The organism is Amycolatopsis sp. NPDC003865 (genome assembly GCF_053605345.1).
The window spans coordinates 238,282-255,835 of record NZ_JBSGJA010000014.1 but is presented as its reverse complement, the minus strand read 5'-3'; the positions used below and the strand labels follow the sequence as shown (position 1 = coordinate 255,835).

Sequence of the window (17,554 nt, the reverse complement as noted above, 5' to 3'; positions counted from 1 at the left end):
CGTATTCGCGGCCGCGCAACGAAAGCGTCTGCGCTCGAAGGACTCGCGCGCCCCACGCCCACGACGTGAAGCCGATGATGACGGCCACCAGGTAGAGCCCTGCGGGAAAGATGCCTTGACCCGGTGCCGCCGGCCGTGTTCTGGCTTCGGATCGGGGTTGCGGGGGGTCTGGGTTGGTCTCTGGGCCTGTTGGGCTATTCCCCTCGCGTTGAGGCCCTGGCGGGGCGCTGGTCAGAGGCGCGGGTCCACCGGGTCCGACTCCAGGGCCAGCACCGCGAACACGCACTCGTGGACGCGCCACAGCGGCTCGCCCCGTGCCACGCGCTCCAACGCCTCCAGGCCCAGCGCGTACTCGCGCAGCGCCAGCATCCGCTTCCGGTTCAGCCCGCGCTTGCGCAGCCGCTCGAGGTTCTCCGGCAGCGTGTAGTCCGGGCCGTAGATGATCCGCAGGTACTCGCGCCCGCGGACCTTCACCCCCGGCTGGACCAGCCCGCGCATGCCGCGGGTCAGGTTCGCCGACGGCTTGACCACCATGCCCTCGCCGCCCGCCCCCGTCAGCTCCTCCCACCACGCGACCCCACGCGCGACGGACGCCTCGTCCAGCACGTCCACCGTCAGCGTCCGGGTCCGCTGGAACCGCGGGCCCGCGAGCCGGTCCAGCACCGACAGGTGCCACGAGTGCGGCCGGTCGTGGTAGGCCGTGCCTTCCGACGCCAGCAGCTGGAACGGGGCCAGCCGCACGCCGTCCAGACCCGACGTCGGCCAGCAGTACCGCCGGTACGCCGCCCGGTAGGAGTCCACTGTGGACGCCCGGGACGCCGTGCGCCGCACCAGGTCAGAGACGTCGATGCCGCGTGCGGACGCCGTCGTCAGCGCCGAGACCGCCGCCGGCAGCACCGCCTGGGCCGCCGCGCCGACCGACGCGTACTGGTCCGCGATCAGCCCGCCCGCCTTGGCGCTCCACGGCAGCAGCTCGGCGTCCAGCAGCAGCCAGTCCGACTTCAGCTCGTCGAACAGTTCGCCGGCCGCCGCCCGCACGTCGTCCAGGAGCGAAGCGTTCTGCGCCGCCGTGAAGAACGGCCGCCCGGTGCGCGTGTACACCGCGCCGCCGCCCTCGATGCCGAAGCGGGAGACACCGCTGTCCCGGCACACCAGCACGACGGCTCGCGAGCCCATGTGCTTCTCCTGGCACACCACCGACTGCACCCCGGCCGCCCGATACTCGGCGAACGCCTCCTCCGGGTGCTCCAGATAGTCCTCGCGCGCGGACGTCGAACACGGCGCCATCGTCGGCGGCAGGTAGGCCAGCCACCGCGGGTCGACCGCGAACCGGCTCATCACCTCCAGCGCCGCCGCCGACTGCTCCGCCGAGACACCGACTCGGCCGTGGTGCGCGGTCTGCACGATCCGCTTCCCGGTGACGTCGGCCAGCTCCAGCACCGCCGGCTCGCGCCCGCCCAACGGCCGTGCGGCGTCCAGCGGCCGCGAAGGCTCGTACCAGACCTGGTGTGCCTTCACCGAGACGACCTCGCGCTCCGGGTAGCGCAGCGCGGTCAGCTTCCCGCCGAACACGCACCCGGTGTCGAGGCACATCGTGTTGTTGACCCACTCCGGCTCCAGCGTCGGCGTGTGCCCGTAGAGGACCATCGCGGACCCGCGGTAGTCGCGGGCCCACGGCAGCCGCACCGGCAGGCCGTACTCGTCGGTCTCGCCGGTCGTGTCGCCGTAGAGCGCCATGCTCCGCACCCGGCCGGACGCGCGCCCGTGGTAGCGCTCGGGCAGCCCCGCGTGCGCGACGACGAGGTCACCACCGTCGAGGACGTAGTGCGCGATCAGCCCGTCGCAGAACTCGTGCGCGGCCCGGCGGAACTCCTCGCTCTCCGCGCCGAGCTGCTCCAGCGACTCCGCCAGGCCGTGCGCGACGTTGACCTTCCGCCCGTGCAGCGCGCGCACCAGCTTCTGCTCGTGGTTCCCGCACACGACCAGCGCGCTCCCCGCCGCGGCCATGCCCATCACGCGCCGCAGCACCCCCGGCGTGTCCGGGCCGCGGTCGACGAGGTCGCCGACGAACACCGCCGTCCGGCCGTCCGGGTGGATGCCGTCGACGTAGCCCAGCTCGGCCAGCAGCTCCTCGAGCTCGGCCGCGCAGCCGTGGACGTCGCCGATCACGTCGAACGGCCCGGTCAGCGACCGCTTGTCGTTGCGCAGCGGCTCGACGACGATCTCCGCCGCGGCCACCTCGGCCTCGCCGCGCAGCACGTGCACGCGCCGGAAACCCTCGCGCTCCAACGACTTCAGCGAACGTTGCAGCTCGCCGCGCTGCCGCCGGACGACGTGGTCGCCGAAGTCGCGGTCGGGCCGGCCGGCGTTGCGCGCGACGCACACGGACAACGGCAGGTCGAGCACGATCGCCGTCGGGAGCACGTCGTGCTCCTTCGCCAGCTTCACCAGGCTCGCCCGCGAAGCGCGCTGGACGTTCGTCGCGTCGATCACGGTCATCCGGCCGGCCGCGAGCCGCTTGCCCGCGACGTAGTGCAGTGCGTCGAAGGCCTCTGCCGACGCGGACTGGTCGTTCTCGTCGTCGGCGACGAGCCCGCGGAAGAAGTCGCTGGAGAGCACCTGCGTGGGCGCGAAGTGCGTGCGCGCGAAGGTCGACTTGCCGGAGCCGGAAGCGCCGACGAGCACGACGAGCGCCATGTCGGGGACGGTCAGCTTCACGCGGCCACCTCCTCACTGGTCGAAAAGACCGCCATCTGGGTCGGCGGTCCCGATTCCTGGTCCACCGGTCCGATCGGCACGTACCGGACCTCGTAGCCACGCCGGGTCGCGACGCCGTCCGCCCAGGCGCGGAACTCGGCTCGCGTCCATTCGAACCGGTGGTCGGCGTGCCGGAAATGCCCCATCGGCAGGAACTCGAACAGCCGGTTGTACTCCGCGTTCGGCGTCGTGACGAGCACCGTGCGCGGCGCCGCGACCCCGAACACGGCGTGTTCGAGCGCCGGCAGCCGCTCCGGGTCGACGTGTTCGACGACCTCCATCAGCACGGCGGCGTCGTAGCCGGCCAGCGCCGGGTCGGCGTAGGTGAGCGCGGACTGCCGGAGCGTGACACGGGCACTGTCCTTGATTCGCTTCTCGGCGACGTCGAGAGCGCTCGCGGAGACGTCGACGCCGACGATCTCGGTGAACGTCCGGTCCTTCTCGAGGACGCGCAGCAGCGCGCCGCTCCCGCAGCCGAGGTCGAGCACGCGCCGCGCGCCCGCCGCCCGCAACGCGGCGAGCACGCTGCCGTGGCGCTGCGTCGCCAGCGGCTCCGGGCGGTCCGGGACCTCGGTGACGAGCGCCTCGGCGTCCGCGGGGACGTCGTCCGCTTCGGCCAGCCGCGAAAGCGCGTAGCGCACCACCGGCCGCCGCCGGTCGAGGTAGCGGTTCGTGATGAGCGTCCGCTCGGGGTGCTCGGCGAGCCAGCCGTCGCCGGCGCGCAGCAGCTTGTCGGCCTCGTCCTGGCCGACCCAGTAGTGCTTGCCGCCGTCGAGCGCGGGCAGCAGGACGTAGAGGTGCCGCAGCGCGTCGACGACCCGGTGGGTGCCGGTGAGCGTCAAGTCGACATAGCGGCTCTCGCCCCACTCCGGAAATTCCGGGTCGAGCGGGATCGGCGCGGTGGAAACGCGCCAGCCGAGCGGCTCGAACAGCTTGTGCACGACTTCGGCCCCGCCACGCGCGGACAGCGACGGCACGCGGATCTCCAAGTCGAAGAGTTCGTCGACGAGCTCCGGACGCGCCGAGCAGCGGCCCGCGAGCGCGGTGGTGAACGCGGCGCGCAGCGCGACCGCGAGGTACGAGCCACCCGCGTACGGCCGGTCGTTGACGTACTGGGTCAGCGAAGTCCCGCCACCGCGGACGAGCCCGACCGGATCGATCTCGACGAACAACGCGACGGTGCAACGGTCTTCGGCCGCCTCCGGGTAGAAGACGTGCGCGGTCCCGGCCGAAAGCGCGACCGACTGGGCCTTCTCCGGATGCTTGTGGAGGAGAAAGCCCAGGTCGGTCGCGGGTGTCCGGGTGGTCGTGATCGTCAGCAGCACCGGGCCAGTGTGACGGAGAGGACTGTGACCGCGCGCCCGGTTTTCCCGGGTGCCACCCTGGACGCATGAACCGTCTCGCGAGCGCGACCAGCCCGTACCTGCTCCAGCACGCGGACAACCCGGTCGAGTGGTGGCAGTGGGGTCCGGACGCGCTGGCCGAGGCGCGCCGGCGGAACGTGCCGATCCTGCTTTCCGTGGGGTACGCCGCGTGCCACTGGTGCCACGTCATGGCGCACGAGTCGTTCGAAGACACCGAAACCGCCGCCGTGATGAACGAGCACTTCGTCAACATCAAGGTCGACCGCGAAGAGCGGCCGGACATCGACGCCGTCTACATGGCCGCCACGCAGGCGATGACCGGCCAGGGCGGCTGGCCGATGACGTGCTTCCTGACGCCGGAGGGCGAGCCGTTCCACTGCGGCACCTACTACCCGCCGTCGCCGCGGCCGGGCATGCCGTCGTTCCGGCAGCTCCTGGCCGCCGTCGCCGAGGCGTGGCGCGAGCGGCCGGAGGAGCTCCTGGACGGCGCGAAGCAGATCGTCGCGCACATCGCCGAGCAGACCGGCCCGCTCAAGGAGTCCGTTGTGGACGAAGCCGCGCTCGCCGGCGCGGTCGCGAAGCTGCAGCAGGAGGCGGACCCGGTCAACGGCGGCTTCGGCCGCGCGCCGAAGTTCCCGCCGTCGATGGTGCTGGAGTTCCTGCTGCGCCACCACGAGCGCACCGGTTCCGAGGTCGCGCTGTCCCTGATGGACCAGACGGCCGAGGCCATGGCCCGCGGCGGGCTGTACGACCAGCTGGCGGGTGGCTTCGCGCGGTACTCCGTGGACGCCGAGTGGATCGTGCCGCACTTCGAGAAGATGTTGTACGACAACGCGTTGCTCCTGCGGTTCTACGCCCACCTGTGGCGGCGGACCGGTTCGGCGACGGCGTTGCGCGTCGCCTCCGGGACCGCGCAGTTTCTCTTCGACGCGTTGCGGACGCCCGAGGGCGGCTTCGCGTCCTCACTGGACGCCGACACCGACGGCGTCGAAGGCCTGACGTACGTCTGGACGCCGTCGCAGCTGCGTGAAGTGGTCGGTGACGACTCCGCGGCGTCGTTGTTCGGCGTCACCGAGGAGGGGACGTTCGAAGAAGGCGCCTCGACGTTGCGCCTGTTCGGTGACCTGCCGGAACCCCTGCGCGTCCAGCTCCTGGAGGCGCGCGCGAAGCGGCCGCAGCCGGGGCGTGACGACAAGGTGATCGCGTCCTGGAACGGACTGGCGATCACGGCGCTGGCGGAGGCGGGCGTCGCCCTGGATCGTCCACAGTGGATCGAGTGGGCGGCCGCCGCGGCCGGGTTGCTGCTCGACGTCCACGTCGTCGACGGCCGGTTGCGGCGCAGCTCGCGTGACGGCGTCGTGGGCGAGTCGGCCGGGGTGCTGGAGGACTACGCCTGCGTCGCCGACGGCTTCCTGGCCCTGCACCAGGCGACCGGCGACGCGAAGTGGCTCACCGAGGCGACCCGGCTGCTGGACCTGGCGCTGGCGCACTTCGCGTCGCCGGACGTGCCCGGCGCGTACTTCGACACCGCCGACGACGCCGAGACGCTGGTCCAGCGGCCGGCCGACCCGGGCGACAACGCGAGCCCGGCGGGAGCGTCCGCGCTGGCCGGGGCGCTGCTGACGGCGTCGGCGCTGGCCGGGCACGACTCGTCGCGGTACCGCGAGGCGGCCGAGCAGGCGCTGCGGCGGGTCGGCGTGCTGGCCGCGCGGGTGCCGCGGTTCGCCGGGCACTGGCTGTCGGTGGCCGAGGCGGCCCACGCCGGCCCGGTGCAGGTGGCGGTGGTCGGCGCGGACCCGGCGTTGCGGCTGGCCGCGGCGCGGGGTGTGCACGGCGGCGGCATCGTGCTGGCCGGGGAGCCGGACGCGCCGGGTGTCCCGCTGCTGGCGGACCGCCCGCTGGTGGACGGCTCGCCCGCGGCCTACGTCTGCCGGGGGTACGTGTGCGACCGGCCGGTCACCTCCGCCGGGGAGCTGACGGCTCAGCTCTGAGTGAACGACCCGCTCTTTCACCTGTATTCGGCGTAGCGTCAGTAGCGTTGTAATCATGTAATCGCGGAGGTGGCGAACATGGGACGAGGCTGGAAGGGCAGCCGGGGCTGGCAGCAGACCGAAGTGCCCCCGGCGGACGACGCGGCGGCCTGGTTCGGCGGGCGCCTGCCCGACGGCTGGTTCACCGGCGCCCCGGAGGTGTCGGTCGACCGCGAGGAGATCATCGTGGTCGGCGAGCTCCCGGCGCTGACGGAGGAATACGCGGACGACGCGGCCCGCGCGGCGGCCGAGGAGGGCCGCATCAGCCGCCACCGCGAGGAGACGCGCGACGAGCGCATCGAGATCGCCAGGCAGGCGGAACACCGCTACCAGCGCAAGGTGGCGTGGGGCGCGAAGCTGGGCGGCACGAAGGCGCTGTTCACGACGCATTCGGCGCCGGTGATGACCAGGCTGAGGCAGCCGGAGCGGCTGATCCTGGACACGCTGGTGGACGCGGGCGTGGCCCGGTCGCGCTCGGACGCGCTGGCGTGGGCGGTCCGCCTGGTGGGCGAGCATGCCGACAGCTGGCTGGGCGAGCTGCGGGAAGCGATGAGCAAGGTCGACGACCTGCGCTCGAAGGGCCCCGACCTGGCCTGACCCGAGCCGTGGGGTGCCGCCCCCTCGGTGGCACCCCACGGACCCGTCAGTCGGCGACCAGCACCGGCCCGCCCTCGTACCAGCGCGCGCCGACCTTGCGGAAGCCGCCGTGCTCCCGCTGCCGCCGCACGATCCAGCGGCCCGGCGCGATGCCCGTCGCCCCGTGCTCCGGGTGCACCAGGTACACCGGCGCGGTGTTGTGCAGCATCGCGACCGCGAGCCCTGCGGGATCGGCGACCTGGACCGTCAGCTGACACACGCCGACCAGCGTGTGCGGGTTGGTCCCGTCACCACCGCGGACGAGTTCGGCGCCTTCCGCGGGCAGGGAATGCCAGCCGGCGCGGCTGCGCACGGCATCGGCCATCGCTGCCGGGACGACGATCAAGTCGCCTTGGGCCTGCGGGCCGTCGATCACCGGGACGTCGACCTGCCGGTCCAGGTGCGCCAGGACGTCGAGGCCGGTCCGGTCGAGCAGTTCTGCGAGAAACATGCTTTCACCTCAAGGAGTTCAGGTCCGGCGCCGCAGCCGCGCGTACTGGGCTCCGGTGAGCCCGTACGTCCAGCCGGCGGCGTCGAGGGGATGGTCGATCTCCGTTGGCACGCGCAGCCCGTAGTGCCGGCGCGTGCCATCGCGTTCGACGGAGCCGTTGACCACCAGCAGCAAGCGGGCCGGAGCGCGCCACGGCTGGGCCGACCCGTCGTAGAGCCGCAGTTCGCAGCCGGGGTTGCCGGGATCGGCCGCGCGGTCGAGCAACGCGAGCCCTGCCTCCTCGACGAACGCCGGCCAGCCGACCCGCTCGATCGCGCACCGGCGTACTTCGACGTTGCGCTCCACCATGATCCGGTCGGCCGTCGGCGCGTCGATCACCCAGGACGGCACCCGCGTCCCGTGCCACGCGTGCACGGCCCAGCCGTCGGGGAACGCGATCGCGGGGCCGCTCGCGTGGTGCGGCCGGATCCCGCCGTAGTCGTCGTCCACGCGCTCGGTGCGCATGACGAGCGGCCGTTCGGCGACGACGCACCTGCCTTCGCGCGGCCACCACCAGCCGCAGGACCGCGCGAGCGTGGCCCACAGATCCAGTTCGAACGCGTCTTCCGGAGCGAACCCGGCGCCGCCGACCCGGCGGTGCAGGTCGTACAGCGCGATCCAATGGGCTTCCTGCTGGCCGTACCAGTGCAATCCGGCCCCCGTCGGCAGCGCACCCCGCAGGACGCCGGCGACGGAATCCCGGATCGACCGCTCCAGCGCGGCACCCAGCCCGTTGTTCAGCAACGCCCGCAGCGGGACGCGCAGCGGGTCCGGGGGCGGCCGGTCCGGCACCCGGTACCGGTCGCGCCGGCCGCCGGTCCGCTGGTCGAGCCGCTGCCGCAGGGAGCGGACCCGCGTCGCCAGCCGCGCTTCGACCGGCTGGTCGCCGTCCAGGGAAAGCGCTTGCCCAGGTGTCACCAGTTCGACCGCGGCGGCCGGGGAACCCGCCCACGAGAACGCCGGTGGTGCCGCGCCGGCCAGTTCGTAGAGCAGGCTGATCGCCGTTTCCGCGGCGGGCCGGTCCGCCGGTTCGGTGCTCAGCGCGAAGCTCAGCCAGGCATCGCGGATTTCGAGAGCTCGGGACCACGGATCGGGTCCGGGGAAGCGACGGCCCGGCCGTCGCGAGGCGCTCAACGCGCGAGGGCGCGCACGCCCTTTCGAATCGACATGCGCCGATCATGACAGCACTTTCGCCGGCCGCGCAAGCCTGGACCCGGACCCGCGTCGGCGCCTAGAGTTCGTCGTGCCCACGGTCCGTGCCGTGGTTCCGCCGTCGCAGTGGTCTTTCCCGAGGAGGAAGGCGTCCATGGACGGCAGGTTCACCCGGCGGCAGCTGATCAAGGGCACGCTCGCGGTCTCACTCGTACCCGGTCTCCCGGCGGCGCCCGCGCGCCGGTACCGCGTCGACGTCCCCGCGCTCCCGTGGCCGGCGGCGAACGACATCGTCGCGAACACCACCATCCCCACGTTCCCGGACCGCGGCTTCCCGATCACCGGCTACGGCGCGAAGAACGACGGCAAGACCGACAACACCGCGGCGATCGAGAAGGCGGTCGAAGCGTGCACCGCGGCCGGCGGCGGACACGTGGTCGTGCCGAGCGGCACGTTCCTGACCGGCGCAATCCACCTGAAGAGCAACGTCGACCTCCACCTGGAAAAGGGCGCGGTGCTCAAGTTCAGCGGCGACGCCTCGAAGTTCCCGAACGTGCTGACGCGGTACGAAGGCATCGAGTGCGTCAACCGGTCGCCGATGATCTACGCCCACGGGGCGAAGAACATCGGCCTGACCGGCAGCGGCACGCTCGACGCCGCCGCCACGTCGTCGTGGAACAAGGGCAGCGACCGCGCCTACCTGGAAACGCTGGTGGCCAAGGGAACCCCGCCGGAGAAGCGCGTCGTGCCGGGGTCCGGCCACAACATGCGCTCGGCGTTCGTCGAACCGTACGCCTGCGAAAACGTGCTGATCCAGGGCATCACGCTGAAGAACTCCATGTTCTGGCAGCTGCACCCGACGCTGTGCCGCAACGTCACCGTCGACGGCGTCAGCACCGACCCCAGCACCGCGCACTCCAACACCGACGGCTGCGACCCCGAGTCGTGCGACCACGTCGTCATCGCGAACTGCGCCCTCGGCGCGCACGACGACAACATCGCGATCAAGTCCGGCCGCGACGCCGACGGGCGGCGGGTGAACGTCCCGTGCCAGAACCTCGTCGTCGTGAACTGCGTGATGAACGGCAACTGGGGCGCGATCACCTGCGGCAGCGAACAGACCGGCGGGATCCGCAACGTCTACGCGTACCGGCTCACCGTTAAGGGTGACACGAAGTTCGCGCTGTACGTCAAGTCGAACACGTTGCGTGGCGGGTTCTCGGAGAACATCAACCTCGACAGTGTTTCGGGCACCTTCGCGCGGAACTTCGTGTACGTGACGTCCACCTACAACAGCCAGACCGGCGGCTACGTCCCGTCGTTCGGGCCGTTCACGATGAGCAACTGCGCGAGCACGAAGATCGCGGGCAAGACGTTCGACGTCAGCGGGCTCTCGACCGCCCACGTGCACGGGTTCTCCGTGGCGAACTCCACGTTTGAGGGCGTGTCCGACACCTCGAACACGCTCAAGTACGTGGACAACGCCAAGTTCACCGGTGTGACGGTCAACGGCAAGCCGATCTGATCCTGCGCGATCGGCGCGGCTGCGGCAGGCTTACTACCAACGAGTAGGAAGCCTGCCGTCAGTCCTTTACGGAGGTAGCCGTGGACGTTCCCGAAGTGCCCTCGAAGGTGGATCCGGACGCGCTGACCACCGTCCTCGACGGCCGCTGGGCCGAGCTGCGCCGCGGGGTCCGCGCGCAGATGGCCGACGCGGAGTTCAAGGACCCGGTGGACCTCGGTGTCGAAGCCCACCGCGCCCAGGTGCTCGACCAGCTGCGCGCGCTCGCCGAAACCGACCGGCCCGGCCTGGGTTTCGACCCGGCGTACGGCGGCGGTGGCGACGTCGGCGGCTCGGTGACGTCGTTCGAGCTGCTCGGCTACGGCGACCTGTCGCTGATGGTGAAGGCCGGTGTCCAATGGGGACTGTTCGGCGGCGCGGTCCAGCTTCTCGGCACCGAACGCCACCACGCGCGGTACCTGCGCGAGGTCATGGACCTCCGCTTGCTCGGCTGCTTCGCGATGACCGAGCACGGCCACGGTTCCGACGTCCAGCACCTGCGCACCACGGCGACCTTCACCGACGGCGGCTTCGTCGTCCACACGCCGGATGCCATGGCGCAGAAGGAATACATCGGCAACGCGGCCCGCGACGGCCGGATGGCCGTGGTGTTCGCCCAGCTGGTCACCGGCGGTGAATCCCGCGGCGTGCACGCGTTCATGGTGCCGATCCGGGACGAGTCGGGCGCGCCGATGCCGGGGGTGTCCATCGAGGACTGCGGCCCGAAGGCCGGCCTGAACGGTGTCGACAATGGACGGTTGAGCTTCGAAAACGTCCGGGTGCCTCGCGAGGCGCTGCTGAACCGCTTCGGCGACGTCGCCGAAGACGGGTCGTATTCGAGCCCGATCGAGAGCGACAGCCGCCGGTTCTTCACGATGCTGGGCACGCTGATCCGCGGCCGGGTGAGCGTCGGCGGCAGCGCGGGGAGCGCGACGAAGCGCGCGCTGGCCCTGGCCATCCGCTACGGCGAGCAGCGTCGCCAGTTCATGACGCCGGACGGCGACGAGGTCGTCATCCTCGACTACCTCGGGCACCAGCGGAAGCTGCTGCCGGCGCTGGCGAAGACGTACGCGTTGCACTTCGCGCAGGAAGAGCTCGTGTCGAAGCTGCACGACATCGACTCGTCGGCGCCGGAGGAGGAGCAGCGCGAGCTGGAGTCGCGCGCGGCCGGGTTGAAGGCGCTGAACACGTGGCACGCGACGGCCACGATCCAGGCGGCGCGCGAGGCGTGCGGCGGCTCCGGGTACCTCGCGGAGAACATCCTCCCGGGCCTGAAGGCCGACACGGACGTCTTCACGACCTTCGAAGGCGACAACACGGTGCTGCTGCAGCTGGTGGCGAAGGGCCTGCTGACCAGCTACAAGCAGGACTTCCAGGACCTCTCCCCGCTGGCCACGGCCCGGTTCTTCACCGACCAGGTGGTCAGCGCGATCCTGGAGCGGACTTCGGTGCGCAAGGCGCTCGAGTCGCTCACCGAAGGGTCCGACTCGGACGTCTTCTTCCGCCGCGAATGGCAGCTGAAGCTGTTCGAGGACCGCGAGGAGCACGTGGTCGAAGGGGTGGCGAAGCGCCTGCGCAAGGCGGCCGAGGACCCGTTCGGGGTGTTCAACTCCGCGCAGGACCACGTGCTGCGCGCGGGCCGCGTCCACGTCGAGCGCCTGGTGCTGGAGGCGTTCGCCGCGGCGGTCGAGCGCTGCGAAGACCCGGACGCCCGCGCACTGCTGGAGCGCGTCTGCGACCTGTACGCCCTGTCCGCGATCGAGGAGGATCTCGCCTGGTTCCTGGGCCACGGCCGCCTGACGGCGTCACGCGGGAAGGCCGTGACCGCGGCGGTGAACGGCCTGTGCGCGCAGCTGCGTCCCCACGCGCGGGCGCTGGTGGACGCGTTCGCCATCCCGGAGCAGTTCCTGGCGGCGCCGATGCTGCGGTCGTGATCGGGCGTTTTGCCGGATTTCTTCGGTGAGGCAACGGAAAGCGGGCCGCGCGGGTCACTTACCCTTGCGCGTCCCGCTTCTCCGAACTCCCCGAAGGACCCCTGATGGGCGCACGCCGCGAAAGACGTTTGCTCGAAACCGCCGCACCGTTGATGCAACCGGGCGAAACGCCCGAAGTGGTCGCCATGGCCAAGGTCGGGTCGCTGCGGAAGGTGCTGGGCGAGCACTTCGCGCTCAGCATCGCGACCGCGGTGCTGAGCGGCGGAACGATGTTCTCCCTCACCACCCAGCGTGAGCTCTACCTGCTGCTCACCGATCGCCAGCTGCTGTTCTTCGAGGCCGACGCGTACACCGGCGGCCCCGGCAAGGCCCTGTTCGGTGTACCGCGCACGCACGTCGCGATCTCCGAGCCCAAGCGGGGCTTCCTGGTGAAGTTCGAGCTTTACGTCCACGGCTGGGACCAGGCCATGACGCTGTCGATGCCGCCGATCCCGCCGTCGCTGCGCAAGAAGGGCCTGCGGCTGATCGCCGGCCTGCCGCGCGTGGCGGCCGCGGTGGCGTGACGAAGGGGTGGCCGGTGTCGGGAACCGGCCACCCCCGCGCGTTCGTCAGGACCGGCGGTGCTTCTTGCCCTCGTCGTCGGTCATTTCGAACTGTTCCTTGCGGACCTTGCCGGAGACGGTCTGCTCGTCGGTCACCGTCTCCTTGCGCAGGCGCGCCCGTTCGACCGGCACGGTCTCCTTGCGCACGACCGGTTTCTCGGCGTGGAGGACGACGTCCTGCTCGGCCTCGCCGATGTCGGCCCCACGCTGCCCGTCCTTGATCGGCTCGCGCTCGAGCCGCACCTCTTCGTGCCGCACCGGGACGGTGACCTGCTGTTCTTCGGTGACGACGTACTTGCGCAGCCGCACGTGCCCGGTTTCGACCTGCTCGGTGCCGACGTTGAGCCGTTCCTCGGACCGCGTCATGGTGTCCTTTTCGGACTTCCCGCGCGTCCCGGCGTCCATGCCACCGCGGCCGCCCATGGCGGAGTCCCGCCCCTGGGACCGGTCGCCCATCCGGCCGTCCGGCGACGTCCGCGGCACGGGCAGGCCGTAGTGCTGGTAGAGCCGGCTGCTCTCCTCGGGGGAAAGGTGCCCGTCGGCGTCGATGCGCGGTGCGTCGGAGACGGCGTCCTTGTCGACCCGGACGTGCACGCCGTCCTTGTCGGTGTGCGCCCCGGAGAGCGGCACGAAGCTTTCCTTGGTGCCGAACAGACCGGTCTTGACGGTGATCCACTCCGGCTGGTGCGTGGCGTCGGCGAGGTAGACGTTGCCGACCTTCCCGAGCTTGTTCCCGGCCGGGTCGACCACGGCACTGTCGATGAGCTCCTGGGGCTGCATGGTCTTGGCCATCGCGGTGCTGCTCCTTTCGCGCGTGGGTGTCTGTGGGAGCCACCGTGGAACGCGCCGGTGATCACGGCAACCGCCGTGGTGTCCCGGTGGGTGACCCCGGAAAGTGGTGGTTTGAAGCGCGTCCGGCCGGCGAAGTCCGCCGGGTCTTCGCAGGTCCGCCGGGGTGTGTGAGCGGTGATCAAGTCCGTGGGTGATGACGCGAAGGTGTGGATGTGACCGGCGCCACTTCCGGTGCTGTCACACCGCCGTCGCGGACCTCGTCAAGGGGGTGACACCGACGAAGGGAACGGTCATGGAACCGCGGTTCAACATGTTCGAGAACGAGCTCGCCGGCAAGTTCGTGAAGCGCCTGATCGCGGCCGCGCGCCCGGTCGAGGAATCGTCGCTCCCGCACGCGACGCAGGAGCTGGTGAAGATCCGCGCGAGCCAGATCAACGGCTGCGGCATGTGCCTGGACATGCACACGAAGGACGCGGCCGCGGCGGGCGAGACCCCGGTCCGCCTGGCGATGGTCGCGGCGTGGCGCGAAGCGGTCGTGTTCACGGAGGCGGAGCGCGCGGCATTGGCGCTGACGGAAGAAGGAACCCGCCTGGCGGACGCCCACACCGGCGTCGGCGACGAGACCTGGGCCCAGGTCCGCAAGCACTACGACGAGGAGCAGATCGCGGCCCTGACGTGCCTGATCGCGATGATCAACGCCTGGAACCGGCTGAACGTGATCGCGAAGAACCCGGCAGGCGAATACCAGCCCGGGATGTTCGGCTGAGGGTTTCGCGCGGGAGGGGCTTCGCTGAATTCGCGAAGCCCCTCTTCGCGTGCTGATCTCACCCCCGACGGGCGAGCCGGAACCGCCCGCCGGGCCGGAAGCCTGTGGGCGCCATCGGAAACTCCTGCCTGGGGGCGACGCCCATGAGCTCTGCGCAGCACCGACCCGGCCGGCCGGCGAGCCCGGCCCCCACCTGGATCTCCTGGGTGGCACTGGCCTTGATGACCACGAGCTCGGTGGCCAGCCTGCGGCCGTCGCCGACGATGGCCGTGTACGGCCTGGCCTGCGTCCTGCTGTACCTCATCCCGGCGGTCGTGTTCCTGCTGCCGACCTCGCTGGTCTCCGCCGAGCTCGCGTCGGGCTGGCAGGGCGGCGTCTACAACTGGGTGGCCCAGGGCCTGTCCAAACCACTCGGGTTCCTGGCCGTCTGGTGCCAGTTCGCCATGACGATCTTCTACTACCCGAGCCTGCTCGGGTACGTCGCGAGCACCCTCGCCTACGTCTTCGACCCGTCGCTGGCGGGCAACGGCGTGTGGACCGCCGTGGTGATCGTCGTGGCCTACTGGTCCGGGGTGTGGGTCTCCTCCCGCGGCACGAAAGGCGTCGCCGGTCTCGCGAGCGGCGGGCTGATCGTCGGGACGCTCGTCCCCGGCGCGCTGCTGGTCGTGCTCGGGATCGTGTTCCTGGGCCGGGGGAACCCGTCCGCGGCGCCGATGACCGCCGGCCACCTCCTGCCCGCGTGGACGGGACTGGCGAGCCTGGTGCTGATCGTCAACAACTTCCTGTCGTACTCGGGCATGGAGATGAACGCGGTGCACGTGTCGTTCCTGCGCAAGCCCGGCCGGGAGTTCCCGCGCGCGATGTTCCTCGCGATGGCCCTGGTCCTGGTCATCTTCATCCTGCCGGCGCTCGCGATCAGCTGGGTCGTGCCGGGCGAAGAGCTGTCGCTGACCGCCGGTGTGATGCAGGCGTTCGACGCGGTGTTCGCCGAGTTCGGCTGGCAGGCGCTCACCCCGGTCGTCGGGATCATGCTCGTGGCCGCGTCGCTCGGCGGCATGCTCACCTGGCTGGCCGGCCCGTCGAAGGGCCTGCTGCTGATCTCCCGCCAGGAGGGCTACCTGCCGCCGTTCCTGCAGCGGCTCAACAAGCACGGCGTCCAGCAGAACATCCTGGTGGTGCAGGGCCTGATCACCACCGGGATCGCGCTGCTGTACGCGTTCATCCCGGACGTCTCCAGCGCCTACTGGATCTTCTCGGTGATCACGACCCAGGTGTACCTGATCACGTACCTGCTGATGTTCGTGGCCGCGGTGCGGTTGCGCCGCACCAGCCCCGGCCACGCGCGGGGCTTCCGCGCGCCGATGCTGAAGTCGTTGTGCGGTATCGGTTTCACGGCGTCACTGGCGGCGCTGGTCGTCGGGTTCGTCCCGCCGTCCCAGTTCGAGTCCGGCAACGCCGGCGGCTACGTCGTGGTGGTGGCCGTCGGCGCGCTGGGGCTGGGCGTCGTCGTGCCGATCCTGTTCTACCGGTTCCGCAAGCCGTCCTGGAAGCAGGCGGAGGTGACCGCGTGACCACCCGCCACCGGTTCGTCCTGTACGGGGTGGCTGCCGCCGTCCTGCTGATCCTCGTCGTCGTCGCCCTCGCCGCGTGGCGATCGACCGCGGCGGACCGGGAAGCGCAGCGGAAAGCGGAGCAGCTCGTGTCCGCGTTGTCCGTAGCCGGCGCCCGGACGCCGGACCCCGCCGACGTGGCCAGGGTCCTCGGGAACGACGGTGGGCCGGTGTGCGCCTCGCCGAACGAGGCCCTGGTCAGGGCGGCGGCGCTCGCGGGGTCGGCGAACGGCAGCGGCGGGCCCGGGGCGAGGCCGGGCGTCGCCGACGGCCGGCTGCTGAAGGGCGAACTGCTGGTCATCTCGATCTACTGCCCGGCCGAACTGCCCGGGTTCCAGCACTTCGTCGCCGGCCTCGAGGCCGGCGACCTCGGAGGTGGATGATGCGGCTGCGCACCCGGATCGCGGGCCTGATGCCCCGCGCGAAAGCGGAGCTGGCCGAGCTGGTCGCGTTCCGGTCCATCGCCGACCCGCGGCAGGCCCCGGTGGCGGAATGCGACCGCGCGGCCGGCTGGATCGTCGCGAAGTTCGCCGAGCTGGGGTTCGACGTCCGCCTGGCGGAAACCCCCGACGGCAGCAAGGCCGTCGTGGGCTCGAGGACGTGCCAGGATCCGGCGGCGCCGACTGTCCTGCTGTACGCCCACTACGACGTGCAGCCCGCGCTCGGCGAATCCGCGTGGCGCACGGACCCGTTCACACTGACCGAAGTGGACGGACGCTGGCACGGCCGCGGAACGGCCGACTGCAAGGGGAACGTCCTGGTGCACCTCACGGCGTTGCGCGCGCTCGGTGCCGACGTCCCCGTGCACCTCAAGGTGGTGGTCGAGGGCTCGGAGGAGCAGGGCACGGGCGGGCTCGAGCGGTTCGTGCCCCGGCACCCGGAGCTGTTCCGCGCCGACGCGATCCTCGTGGCGGACACCGGGAACGCGGCGGTGGGCCGCCCGGCGGTCACGGTGAGCCTGCGCGGCATGGTGAACGTCGTCGTGACGGTGGAGGCGTTGGCCGGCGCGGTGCATTCGGGCATGTTCGGCGGCGCGGCCCCGGACGCGCTGGCGGCGCTGGTCGCGATCCTGGCCACCCTGCGCGACGCCCGCGGGAACACCGCCGTGCTCGGCCTGGACCACGACGGAACCTGGCTGGGGGAGCAGTACCCGGCAGACCGCTTCCGCGAGGACGCCGGCGTCCTCGACGACGTGGCGTTGCTGGGCGACGGCAGCGTCGCGGACATGGTGTGGGCGCGTCCGGCGCTGACGATCCTGGGCATCGACTGCCCCCCGATCCTCGGCTCGGCCGCGGCGGTCACGCCCCGGGCGTCGGCCCGGCTCAACCTGCGCGTCCCCCCGGGCACGGCGATCGGGGACGCCGAAGAGGCGCTGAAGGACCACCTCCACTCGGCGGCCCCGTGGGGCGTCCGCGTCCAAGTGGAGACCGAAGCGTCGGGAGCACCCTTCCGAGCCACGACCGACGGTCCGGCTTACCGCGCGATGTCCGAAGCGATGCGCGAGGCGTACGGCGTCCCGATGACCACCCTCGGCCAGGGCGGATCGATCCCGCTGTGCACGGTTCTCGCGGAGACGTTCCCGGCCGCCGAGCTGATCCTGCTGGGCGTCGAGGAGCCGCAGGCGAGGATCCACGCGCCGAACGAAAGCGTGGACCCGAACGAGCTGGCCGCGATGGCCCTCGCCGAGGCGGTCTTCCTGCGCCGGTACGCGGGCCGGTGAGGCCCGGTGTACACGGTGCCCGTGGTGCTGGTGCTCCTCCTGCTCGGCCCCCTGCTCATGGAAAGGCTGGAGCGCAGAGTCCTGCCGGCGCCGAAGAAGGACGAATGAGGCCCCGGCTGCGAGCAGGGACGACGTACGCA

Annotated in this window: 14 protein-coding genes; 9 read left to right on the top strand and 5 right to left on the bottom strand. The window is 71.4% G+C overall.

From position 1 onward, the window contains the following. Positions 1-231: 231 nt before the first annotated feature. Positions 232-2,718 carry a polynucleotide kinase-phosphatase gene (locus ACWEVP_RS30965; protein WP_452066086.1) on the bottom strand — a complete coding sequence of 829 codons (2,487 nt, stop codon included), beginning with the start codon at positions 2,716-2,718 and terminating at the stop codon, positions 232-234. Beyond that, complete coding sequence (locus tag ACWEVP_RS30960) at positions 2,715-4,082, bottom strand: 3' terminal RNA ribose 2'-O-methyltransferase Hen1 (RefSeq protein ID WP_452066085.1); 1,368 nt, start codon at positions 4,080-4,082, stop codon at positions 2,715-2,717. Before ACWEVP_RS30960 ends, ACWEVP_RS30965 begins: the two co-directional genes overlap by 4 nt. Positions 4,083-4,147: 65 nt before the next feature. Here ACWEVP_RS30960 and ACWEVP_RS30955 point away from each other — a divergent pair, with 65 nt between their 5' ends. Further along, positions 4,148-6,112 carry a thioredoxin domain-containing protein gene (locus ACWEVP_RS30955; RefSeq protein WP_452066084.1) on the top strand — a complete coding sequence of 655 codons (1,965 nt, stop codon included), beginning with the start codon at positions 4,148-4,150 and terminating at the stop codon, positions 6,110-6,112. A 78-nt stretch (positions 6,113-6,190) separates the two neighbouring features. Continuing rightward, complete coding sequence (locus tag ACWEVP_RS30950; RefSeq protein WP_452066083.1) at positions 6,191-6,748, top strand: hypothetical protein; 558 nt, start codon at positions 6,191-6,193, stop codon at positions 6,746-6,748. A gap of 46 nt (positions 6,749-6,794) precedes the next feature. Here the strand turns inward: ACWEVP_RS30950 and ACWEVP_RS30945 are convergent, their stop codons facing one another. Both ACWEVP_RS30945 and ACWEVP_RS30940 read right to left on the bottom strand, forming a co-directional pair. Continuing rightward, positions 6,795-7,238 (bottom strand): hypothetical protein, encoded by a 444-nt coding sequence (locus ACWEVP_RS30945; RefSeq protein ID WP_452066082.1) that lies wholly within the window; start codon positions 7,236-7,238, stop codon positions 6,795-6,797. A gap of 18 nt (positions 7,239-7,256) precedes the next feature. After that, entirely contained in the window at positions 7,257-8,411 is a 1,155-nt protein-coding gene (locus ACWEVP_RS30940) for a DUF6745 domain-containing protein (RefSeq protein WP_452066081.1), read from the bottom strand. Between the two features lie 172 nt (positions 8,412-8,583). On the opposite strand from ACWEVP_RS30940, the gene ACWEVP_RS30935 reads away from it, so the two are divergent. The 3 genes from ACWEVP_RS30935 (at position 8,584) to ACWEVP_RS30925 (ending at position 12,487) form a co-directional block, all read left to right on the top strand. Next, positions 8,584-9,954: a glycoside hydrolase family 28 protein gene (locus tag ACWEVP_RS30935; protein ID WP_452066080.1), complete on the top strand. Its 1,371-nt coding sequence runs from the start codon at positions 8,584-8,586 to the stop codon at positions 9,952-9,954. An 80-nt stretch (positions 9,955-10,034) separates the two neighbouring features. Beyond that, on the top strand, positions 10,035-11,924 hold the full coding sequence (locus ACWEVP_RS30930) for an acyl-CoA dehydrogenase family protein (protein ID WP_452066079.1): 1,890 nt from the start codon (positions 10,035-10,037) through the stop codon (positions 11,922-11,924). A gap of 104 nt (positions 11,925-12,028) precedes the next feature. Beyond that, the gene (locus ACWEVP_RS30925) at positions 12,029-12,487 is read left to right on the top strand and encodes a hypothetical protein (RefSeq protein WP_452066078.1); all 459 of its coding nucleotides are present in this window, start codon (positions 12,029-12,031) and stop codon (positions 12,485-12,487) included. 45 nt (positions 12,488-12,532) lie between these two features. Here ACWEVP_RS30925 and ACWEVP_RS30920 read toward each other — a convergent pair whose 3' ends face one another. After that, on the bottom strand, positions 12,533-13,318 hold the full coding sequence (locus tag ACWEVP_RS30920) for a DUF2382 domain-containing protein (protein WP_452066077.1): 786 nt from the start codon (positions 13,316-13,318) through the stop codon (positions 12,533-12,535). A gap of 292 nt (positions 13,319-13,610) precedes the next feature. On the opposite strand from ACWEVP_RS30920, the gene ACWEVP_RS30915 reads away from it, so the two are divergent. From ACWEVP_RS30915 to ACWEVP_RS30900, 4 genes are all read left to right on the top strand, one after another. Further along, positions 13,611-14,084 (top strand): carboxymuconolactone decarboxylase family protein, encoded by a 474-nt coding sequence (locus ACWEVP_RS30915; RefSeq protein WP_452066076.1) that lies wholly within the window; start codon positions 13,611-13,613, stop codon positions 14,082-14,084. Positions 14,085-14,227: 143 nt separating this feature from the next. Further along, positions 14,228-15,655 (top strand): APC family permease, encoded by a 1,428-nt coding sequence (locus tag ACWEVP_RS30910; RefSeq protein ID WP_452066075.1) that lies wholly within the window; start codon positions 14,228-14,230, stop codon positions 15,653-15,655. Beyond that, on the top strand, positions 15,652-16,077 hold the full coding sequence (locus ACWEVP_RS30905; protein WP_452066074.1) for a hypothetical protein: 426 nt from the start codon (positions 15,652-15,654) through the stop codon (positions 16,075-16,077). Before ACWEVP_RS30910 ends, ACWEVP_RS30905 begins: the two co-directional genes overlap by 4 nt. Further along, positions 16,074-17,414 carry a M20/M25/M40 family metallo-hydrolase gene (locus tag ACWEVP_RS30900; RefSeq protein ID WP_452066073.1) on the top strand — a complete coding sequence of 447 codons (1,341 nt, stop codon included), beginning with the start codon at positions 16,074-16,076 and terminating at the stop codon, positions 17,412-17,414. The genes ACWEVP_RS30905 and ACWEVP_RS30900 overlap by 4 nt, the downstream gene beginning before the upstream one ends. Positions 17,415-17,554: the final 140 nt, after the last annotated feature.

Coding starts and splice junctions, on each gene's coding strand:
- ACWEVP_RS30955 (WP_452066084.1), top strand. CDS start 4,148: ATGAACCGTCTCGCGAGCGCGACCAGCCCGTACCTGCTCCAGCACGCG.
- ACWEVP_RS30950 (WP_452066083.1), top strand. CDS start 6,191: ATGGGACGAGGCTGGAAGGGCAGCCGGGGCTGGCAGCAGACCGAAGTG.
- ACWEVP_RS30945 (WP_452066082.1), bottom strand. CDS start 7,238: ATGTTTCTCGCAGAACTGCTCGACCGGACCGGCCTCGACGTCCTGGCG.
- ACWEVP_RS30935 (WP_452066080.1), top strand. CDS start 8,584: ATGGACGGCAGGTTCACCCGGCGGCAGCTGATCAAGGGCACGCTCGCG.
- ACWEVP_RS30925 (WP_452066078.1), top strand. CDS start 12,029: ATGGGCGCACGCCGCGAAAGACGTTTGCTCGAAACCGCCGCACCGTTG.
- ACWEVP_RS30920 (WP_452066077.1), bottom strand. CDS start 13,318: ATGGCCAAGACCATGCAGCCCCAGGAGCTCATCGACAGTGCCGTGGTC.
- ACWEVP_RS30915 (WP_452066076.1), top strand. CDS start 13,611: ATGGAACCGCGGTTCAACATGTTCGAGAACGAGCTCGCCGGCAAGTTC.
- ACWEVP_RS30910 (WP_452066075.1), top strand. CDS start 14,228: ATGAGCTCTGCGCAGCACCGACCCGGCCGGCCGGCGAGCCCGGCCCCC.
- ACWEVP_RS30900 (WP_452066073.1), top strand. CDS start 16,074: ATGATGCGGCTGCGCACCCGGATCGCGGGCCTGATGCCCCGCGCGAAA.